3 protein-coding genes and 1 CRISPR repeat array are annotated in these 7,102 nt (G+C 54.0%); of the genes, 1 reads left to right on the forward strand and 2 read right to left on the reverse strand.

Features of this window, described 5'->3' with window-relative positions; translation table 11 throughout:
* Positions 1-155 precede the first annotated feature (155 nt).
* Positions 156-875: a photosystem II biogenesis protein Psp29 gene (gene psb29, locus NW805_RS11370; RefSeq protein WP_414422550.1), complete on the forward strand. Its 720-nt coding sequence runs from the start codon at positions 156-158 to the stop codon at positions 873-875.
* A 9-nt stretch (positions 876-884) separates the two neighbouring features.
* Here the strand turns inward: psb29 and NW805_RS11375 are convergent, their stop codons facing one another.
* Both NW805_RS11375 and NW805_RS11380 read right to left on the reverse strand, forming a co-directional pair.
* The gene (locus NW805_RS11375; RefSeq protein WP_414422551.1) at positions 885-1,589 is read right to left on the reverse strand and encodes an esterase/lipase family protein; all 705 of its coding nucleotides are present in this window, start codon (positions 1,587-1,589) and stop codon (positions 885-887) included.
* Between the two features lie 3 nt (positions 1,590-1,592).
* Positions 1,593-2,117 carry a GNAT family N-acetyltransferase gene (locus tag NW805_RS11380; protein ID WP_414422552.1) on the reverse strand — a complete coding sequence of 175 codons (525 nt, stop codon included), beginning with the start codon at positions 2,115-2,117 and terminating at the stop codon, positions 1,593-1,595.
* Positions 2,118-2,196: 79 nt separating this feature from the next.
* A CRISPR array of direct repeats spans positions 2,197-7,026; the repeat unit is 36 nt; unit sequence ATTTCCAATTTCTAGGGATCCCCCCGAAGGGGGAAC.
* Positions 7,027-7,102 lie beyond the last annotated feature (76 nt).

The following is a 7,102-nucleotide window of genomic DNA, read 5'->3' on the forward strand; positions in this document are numbered from 1 at the left end:
CCGAGACGACTGCGCAAGGAGCCATCCATGCGTAGCGTGGTAGGAATCTCCGGCCTTCAGGCCGGGGAGGATGTCAACACAGCTTGCCCTCAGGGTCAGCACAGGTGAGAATAAAAAAACAGAGAAGCCATCCTCAAGCTCATTTTTGTCTGCCTGTGAATCCTGTTCGCACTCTCTCCGCCACCAAAGCGGCCTTTTTCAGCGCCTACCCTCGCCCGATCAACGCCGTCTATCGCCGGGTGGTGGAGGAGTTGTTGGTGGAGCTGCACCTGACCACCGTCAACAGCACCTTCGTCTACGATCCGTTTTTTGCCTTGGGGCTGGTCACCCTCTACGACGGGCTGATGGAAGCCTATCACCCCCCTGAGCAGCGAGAAGCCATTTTCAACGCCCTCTGTAAGGCTCTGCACCTCAAGCCGGAGGTGTTGCGCAAGAATGCCCGCGATCTGCTGGAGTTGATGGGAAGCGGGGATCCCCGTCAAAGACTTGATCTCCTCTGTCTCAAGCCAGAGGCGGAAGATGTGGGTGGGTTGAAAGCCATTTTGGAGCGCATGACTCAGCCGCCCTACGCCTACAGCCGGGTCTTAGCTGTTGGCCTTTACACAGCCTATGAAGTTGTGGCCAAGTCCCTTTACGAAGAACCAGAAGAACGCACCCGCCGCTTTTTGGAGAATGTGGTGAGCAAGCTGCCCTTTTCAACAGAGCGGGTGAGAAAAGATCTGGAGCTCTATCGCAGCAGTTTGGATCGCATGAAGCAGGCGCGGGCTGTGGTCGAGGAGATGGTAAAAGCCGCCCGGCGTCAGCAGGAACGCCGCCAATCGGCCGCCTCTTTGCCCGAGACTGCCCTCGGCGACCCAAGCAAGCCTGGCAGCTAAACCCCGGCCCTAAGCCAGATACTGAGCCCAAGTTTCCACCACCTCGGGGGATCCATACCAGCGCCGTCCACCCCGACCGGAATGGTAGCAGTTGGGCAGAGTGAGGTTAACAGCCCCCTGCAGGTGGGCAGCCTCGATGGGGGTAATGCCATCGCCCCACAATTCCCCCTGTCTAGCCGTGAGCCAATAGCTGTTGTAGGCCAGCCAAGCCAGATAATGCTCCTGTCGCCACAGGGATCCCAGACTCAACCTCTGCCCCTGGATGACCCTGCCCGCCACGCACACATATTTGACCTCGGGCCAAAAGGCCCCCGGATAGTGGGTGTTGACAAAGTCCAAATTGCGCTTCGTCCAGCGCTCCCGGCTGGTGTGGGGGGATCCCAAGCTAATCAGCGCAGCGACCTGCTCCCGCCCCTGCCACACCTGTCCCCCATAGGGCACGGATCCCAGGTAGATGCGGGCAATCCAGCCGCCGGCGGAGTGGGCCACCAGGTTAACTCGGTCAACCCCAAACTCAGCGCAGGTCTTTTGGATGGTCTCTCGAAGGGCCCACAGGATGGGAGTGACAGGCCTTCCCCCCAGCGTGGGAAACCAACTGCGCACCTGCAACGGCACCACCCGTGCCGCATAGCCGCGGGCTTCCAGCTCTTGGCGCAGGGGCTCATACTCCGACGCACCCGCCAGATAACCGGGCAAAATCACCACAGGGGCCATACGCTAGCGGGGATACCAGAACATGCCTTTGATCCCCTCAGGGTCGGCGGTGAAGCCCAGCCGTTCGTAAAAGCTGACCACTCCCTGATCGGCAAAAAGGGTGATGTTGCTGATGTCTCGGGCGCGCAGCTCTTGGATCACCTTTTCCATCAGCCGCTTGCCCAGACCCCTACCCTGGAAATCGGGATGAACCACCACATCCCAAATGGTGGCATTGAAAGCGTGGTCGGACGTTGCCCGGGCAAAGCCGATGAGGCGACGGTAGCTGCCCCGCTGCTGCCACATCGACACCACCAAAAAGCTGTGCTGCAGGGCTTTTCTCACCTTGTGAATGGGGCGACGCGACCACCCCACCGCATCGCAGAGCTCCTCTAGCTCGTACAGATCCAAGTTGGGATCCAAGCTGAAGAGGATTGTCTCCCCTCGTACCACCACCGTTTCCTGGCGACGGTCGGCCCTAGCTGTTTGCGCCGGCTCTTTGGTTGTAGCAGCTCCTGCTGACCCGAACAGGCCCTTCCAAAAACTCATGTGAATCGCTGCCGAGTGAAAGCTCACCCCTACTTTGGGTGAGCGTGTCCTCAGTATAGCCAGGATCGGTGGCGGAATTGTTTCCAATTTCTAGGGATCCCCCCGAAGGGGGAACACACCGTATCAGAGAAGATCCCCGAGTGGGTGCTCTCCAATTTCCAATTTCTAGGGATCCCCCCGAAGGGGGAACGGATCGAGCAAATTGAGGCTGTCGTTACAGCCAAAGCATTTCCAATTTCTAGGGATCCCCCCGAAGGGGGAACAAGCGGGAAATTCACCCTACGTTTAATACGCTAGGTATTTCCAATTTCTAGGGATCCCCCCGAAGGGGGAACCTGCTATTTGGTGGTGCTCTGCGCGGCAGCCAGTCTTATTTCCAATTTCTAGGGATCCCCCCGAAGGGGGAACCCCAAACGGTTCCAGTGGCCTTCCTGAGGCAATTAGGGCCATTTCCAATTTCTAGGGATCCCCCCGAAGGGGGAACTTCTGGGCAATAGCGCCAGAGTAGAACGCTTGCGCTGGTTTTCCAATTTCTAGGGATCCCCCCGAAGGGGGAACGCCCGTTGCTGCTTCACTGCAGCTCGGTACGCGGCTTTTGCCTTTTCCAATTTCTAGGGATCCCCCCGAAGGGGGAACCACCAAACAACGCCTGCCATATAGCAGACGGGATGGCTACTTTTTTCCAATTTCTAGGGATCCCCCCGAAGGGGGAACCCCAGGTGAAGATACCTGGGTGTTTTAGGGGGAGGCAATTTCCAATTTCTAGGGATCCCCCCGAAGGGGGAACTACCATACCGCGATAAGTGGTTGGTTCTCGAGGAGGGCTGGAACATTTCCAATTTCTAGGGATCCCCCCGAAGGGGGAACCCCAACGTGGGGGACCAGAAATTAGGCAAGCTTTCTGGTATTTCCAATTTCTAGGGATCCCCCCGAAGGGGGAACAATTTGGGGTGTGGCATAGCCCCCCTGTCATCTAGGTATTTCCAATTTCTAGGGATCCCCCCGAAGGGGGAACTTACGAATTTGCCGGCTTCGATCCAGCTTACTTTCCCCAGAATCATTTCCAATTTCTAGGGATCCCCCCGAAGGGGGAACAACGGTGACTAGCCGGGTTCTTACGAATTTGCCGGCTTCGATTTCCAATTTCTAGGGATCCCCCCGAAGGGGGAACTCAGGGATGTCGCGCGGATACTCGGTCGCGTGAGTTGGATTTTTCCAATTTCTAGGGATCCCCCCGAAGGGGGAACACCCTGGACAACCACCAACGGCCAACCTGAGCGGTTTTTCCAATTTCTAGGGATCCCCCCGAAGGGGGAACCTGGGTGTTGTTTATCCCTGAAGAAGGGAGGACGCTATTTTTCCAATTTCTAGGGATCCCCCCGAAGGGGGAACTTTTCCTGGGTGTTGTTTATCCCGATTAAAGGGAGGGCTATATGATTTTCCAATTTCTAGGGATCCCCCCGAAGGGGGAACAACTCCAATTAAGCTTGCAAAAGGGCCTAAAATTCGTCCTATTTCCAATTTCTAGGGATCCCCCCGAAGGGGGAACAATCCTGGGTGTTTTGTTGGGGGTACTATTCTTCAACTAGAATTTCCAATTTCTAGGGATCCCCCCGAAGGGGGAACTCAAGGACGTCACGCGGCAGCAGCACAGATATAGCCAAATTTCCAATTTCTAGGGATCCCCCCGAAGGGGGAACGCTACCGGATTAGGCACACTTTTTCAAAAGGAGTCAAATTTCCAATTTCTAGGGATCCCCCCGAAGGGGGAACATGGTGAGTTGGATCGAAGCTGGTAAATTCATAAGAACGATTTCCAATTTCTAGGGATCCCCCCGAAGGGGGAACCGCGTGACGCCTAGAGACCGTGCTCAGCGAATCATCGATAAATTTCCAATTTCTAGGGATCCCCCCGAAGGGGGAACTATTAGCCATGTTTTACCTCTCCCTTCACGGAGTAGAAATTTCCAATTTCTAGGGATCCCCCCGAAGGGGGAACACCCAGGATTTCTCCTGGGTGCTGAGTTGGTGTTTAGGGGGAATTTCCAATTTCTAGGGATCCCCCCGAAGGGGGAACGATAAGCCTCCAACTGACAGTCGAGTGCTGTCCAAGGATTTCCAATTTCTAGGGATCCCCCCGAAGGGGGAACCTGGCCGAAATGGCAGAGTCCTGCTATGAAGCCGTGTTCGGATTTCCAATTTCTAGGGATCCCCCCGAAGGGGGAACCGCACAGTCTGCAGTACACTGGGGTACTGTTTGACCATTTCCAATTTCTAGGGATCCCCCCGAAGGGGGAACTTTCCAATGCTTGTTGCTGTTTGTTCTGGCGTAGAGTCTTTTGCATTTCCAATTTCTAGGGATCCCCCCGAAGGGGGAACTCGTAGACCTGGAGCAGAGCCTTCACTCGCACATTCAATTTCCAATTTCTAGGGATCCCCCCGAAGGGGGAACTTTAAAGTATCCGGGTTCGTAGGACACCCCGTGCCAAAAAAATTTCCAATTTCTAAGGATCCCCCCGAAGGGGGAACAAGATATAGATATGCTTGACAGAGTAAGCGCTGATGAAATTTCCAATTTCTAGGGATCCCCCCGAAGGGGGAACGGTGTTGTTTATTCCCGCATAAGGGAGGGTAATATGCAAATTTCCAATTTCTAGGGATCCCCCCGAAGGGGGAACCCCTGCCAATAGGAGGATTGCATGAACCACAAGCAAATTAAATTTCCAATTTCTAGGGATCCCCCCGAAGGGGGAACTTGACCAAAAGGACGCGCCTCCCACTCGTAGTTATTATTTCCAATTTCTAGGGATCCCCCCGAAGGGGGAACGGGAATAAACAACACCCAGGAGAAATCCTGGGTGTCTAGGGGATTTCCAATTTCTAGGGATCCCCCCGAAGGGGGAACTTGAGTGTTTTCGTTTGCCCTTGAATTATTCTGTCTGATTTCCAATTTCTAGGGATCCCCCCGAAGGGGGAACCACGGGGGTTTTCACTATGTCCGAAAAATTGAATAACAGATTTCCAATTTCTAGGGATCCCCCCGAAGGGGGAACGAAAGTAGCCTGGACTGATGCCTGCCGGTTCATAAGAATTTCCAATTTCTAGGGATCCCCCCGAAGGGGGAACGCCGCCAAGCTTGGTAGCAGTGTTGAACCGTCTCCAATTTCCAATTTCTAGGGATCCCCCCGAAGGGGGAACTTCAGGGATAAAGAACACCCAGGTATGTGAAATTTCCAATTTCTAGGGATCCCCCCGAAGGGGGAACCAGGACCAGTTAGACTGGTTGCTGGACAATTTCTTCTGGCATTTCCAATTTCTAGGGATCCCCCCGAAGGGGGAACCTAGATAGAGGTATGGAGTTTGCCATGTGGCTGCAGTGTCAAGCCATTTCCAATTTCTAGGGATCCCCCCGAAGGGGGAACTGTCGGTCGCTGAAGCCCTCGGGCTTCCTCGGATCATCATTTCCAATTTCTAGGGATCCCCCCGAAGGGGGAACTCGTTAAACTCACCTCAGACATCCCCGGCTATTATATATTTCCAATTTCTAGGGATCCCCCCGAAGGGGGAACCAGGAAGGTCTTGTAGCCTTCCACTTCTACATTCCGGTATTTCCAATTTCTAGGGATCCCCCCGAAGGGGGAACGGGGAGCCAAATTTGTGGAATGCATACCCACACGACAAGGCTATTTCCAATTTCTAGGGATCCCCCCGAAGGGGGAACCTTTTAACTGACCCTTACTGGTGGGGCGCGGACACCAATTTCCAATTTCTAGGGATCCCCCCGAAGGGGGAACTCCCTACTGTTATCTCCTCCTTCTTATTTGGGAGGTACTATTTCCAATTTCTAGGGATCCCCCCGAAGGGGGAACAGTTCACCCCCACCACCCCGCCAGAGGAGTCTCCACGTTCATTTCCAATTTCTAGGGATCCCCCCGAAGGGGGAACCAGTAGCACTAATGGGCTACTCGTATATCTTCCCTGGTATTTCCAATTTCTAGGGATCCCCCCGAAGGGGGAACTCGACTTTAGGCGGTAGAGGAGCCTCCGATTAGTTATTTCCAATTTCTAGGGATCCCCCCGAAGGGGGAACATGGTACGAATGTGCTCGCACTTTTTGTCCTGAATCAGCATTTCCAATTTCTAGGGATCCCCCCGAAGGGGGAACACCTCAACCAGATTTTTTGTAGTTTCACTATCAAAAATTTCCAATTTCTAGGGATCCCCCCGAAGGGGGAACAGCATAGTCGTCTTGATGCAATCCGCTTCATTCGGAACAAATTTCCAATTTCTAGGGATCCCCCCGAAGGGGGAACAAGGGAATAGTTGTTAAAGGCTGTGTTAACGCCCTTAATTTCCAATTTCTAGGGATCCCCCCGAAGGGGGAACTATCCTCCTCAGCAGGCGAACAACAAAGCCTCCTCTAAATTTCCAATTTCTAGGGATCCCCCCGAAGGGGGAACTTTGCCGTCATAGGCATATGGGTAACATTCTGCACCTAATTTCCAATTTCTAGGGATCCCCCCGAAGGGGGAACGCTTACTCCCGTATTCCTGGTAAAGTAGTTGTTGAACCACCAATTTCCAATTTCTAGGGATCCCCCCGAAGGGGGAACTTGGCCAGAATTGAGCGTTAGCGGGGCTAACGTGGGCCATTTCCAATTTCTAGGGATCCCCCCGAAGGGGGAACGATCGCGTGAGCGTCTCCCTGTCTAAACCGTTCGGCTTGAAATTTCCAATTTCTAGGGATCCCCCCGAAGGGGGAACGCCCAAGCCTCTAGTGGTTCGAGCCATCAATGGTAAGAATTTCCAATTTCTAGGGATCCCCCCGAAGGGGGAACAAGGAAGGTACACGTACTGGCGTACCTCAGTTTTCTCTTTCCAATTTCTAGGGATCCCCCCGAAGGGGGAACCCACCCCTATTAAACCCAAGCAGGGCAAGGAATGCAAGACCCATTTGCGAGGGATCCGGAAAAAAGTCGGCAAAAA

The sequence above is a fragment of the Synechococcus sp. W60.1 genome (genome assembly GCF_047461575.1).
In the GTDB taxonomy this organism is placed as follows: Bacteria; Cyanobacteriota; Cyanobacteriia; order Thermostichales; family Thermostichaceae; genus Thermostichus.

Coding starts and splice junctions, on each gene's coding strand:
- NW805_RS11375 (WP_414422551.1), bottom strand. CDS start 1,589: ATGGCCCCTGTGGTGATTTTGCCCGGTTATCTGGCGGGTGCGTCGGAG.
- NW805_RS11380 (WP_414422552.1), bottom strand. CDS start 2,117: ATGAGTTTTTGGAAGGGCCTGTTCGGGTCAGCAGGAGCTGCTACAACC.